The organism is Aurantimonas aggregata, from assembly GCF_010500835.1.
Taxonomy (GTDB): Bacteria; Pseudomonadota; Alphaproteobacteria; order Rhizobiales; family Rhizobiaceae; genus Aurantimonas; species Aurantimonas aggregata.
This window is the reverse complement of the sequence record NZ_JAAAMJ010000073.1, coordinates 1-1,285: the sequence shown is the minus strand read 5'-3', so window position 1 is coordinate 1,285 and position 1,285 is coordinate 1. Positions and strand designations below refer to the sequence as shown.

Genomic DNA, 1,285 nt, shown 5'->3' with positions numbered 1-1,285 from the left:
TGGACACCCGCAAGAACCCTCCGCTTTCGGTGGTTTTTGCCGCGGGGATCATCCGGAGACGCGAGTCTGGCGCCGTCCTTGGAGCGATCCAAGGGTTCGCATGACGTTTCTGCCCGTTTCTGAGCGGACTCATGCCGTGGTTGCGCGACGTTCGTGGAAGATCAGGCGGTCCATGTTGTAGGCGATGTTGGCGAGCGTCAGTTTCGCCTCGGCGCGGGCAAGGCCGATGGTGCGGATGAAGAGACCGAAGCGGATCTTTTGATGCGCGAAGACATGCTCGACGGCAGCGCGAACGGACGACTTTTTCGCATTGGCCTGCGCCACCGCTCTCGGCATCGATTTGCCCGCTGGCTTGCGTCGGTGGATGCGGCTGGTCAGCATCCGTTCCGCCAGCCACTTCTCGTTCTCCCCTGAGCGATAGGCGCTGTCGGCCCAGACCTGCGAACCGGTGTTCTCTCGGCTCACGAGGTGCCGAAGTTGCCGGCCATCCGGGGCAGCCGCCGAGGTCACCGCGCTCTCACGGATGAAGCCGAAGCGCTGGTCGATGCTGATGTGAGACTTGTAGCCAAAGACCGGCGTCGCGATCATCGGCAGCGGCGTGCCGTCCGGGCGATAGCGGACCTTGCCGCCGATCTTCAACGTCCAGCGGGCGTCGACATCCTTCTGAGCCGCCTTGGCCGGCTCGTTGGGCCAGATTTCGCGGGCGGACTTTCCGGCCTTGATCGCCGCCTTCTCACCCTCGGTGTTGCGTTGCTTCGGCGCCGGAACCAGCGAGGCGTCCACGATCTGGCCAGCCATCGGGATGTAGCCCTTCTTCTGCAGTTGCCAGTCGAAAGCCTTCATCACCCGTTTCAATGTTCCCGTCTCGGTCAGCCTGTTGCGAAAGTGCCGGATCGTGTTCTCGTCGGGTGTCGGAGCGCCGAGATCGAACCCAAGGAACCGCATCCAGGAAAGCCGGTCACGGATCATGAACTCCATGCGTGCGTCGGAGAGGTTGTGTTGCGCCTGCAGGATCAACGCCTTGAACATCGCTACGGGGTCGAACGGCGGCCGCCCGCCTTTGGCGCCGTCGCCGTAGCCTAGCCCCTCGACCAACCAGCCGCGGAAATGCTCGAAATCCACCGTCGTCTCGAGCGTCTCAAGCGGATCGCCGTTCTTACTCAGGCGCTCCAGATGCTCCGAGAGACCGAAAAGCGACCGTTGCTCCATCGACCTGCCTCCAAATCATGACAGGCCAAGTGAATCACGAAATCACCCGCCAGGCGAGGTTCTTGCGGGTGGCCAG

1 protein-coding gene is annotated in these 1,285 nt (G+C 62.9%); it reads right to left on the bottom strand.

The features are described from left to right. Positions 1 to 129: 129 nt before the first annotated feature. On the bottom strand, positions 130 to 1,209 hold the full coding sequence (locus tag GTW51_RS23290; RefSeq protein WP_163046398.1) for a transposase: 1,080 nt from the start codon (positions 1,207 to 1,209) through the stop codon (positions 130 to 132). Between the last annotated feature and the right edge of the window lie 76 nt (positions 1,210 to 1,285).

Excerpts from the sequence above, each read along its gene's own strand:
- GTW51_RS23290 (WP_163046398.1), bottom strand. The coding sequence starts at position 1,209 with ATGGAGCAACGGTCGCTTTTCGGTCTCTCGGAGCATCTGGAGCGCCTG.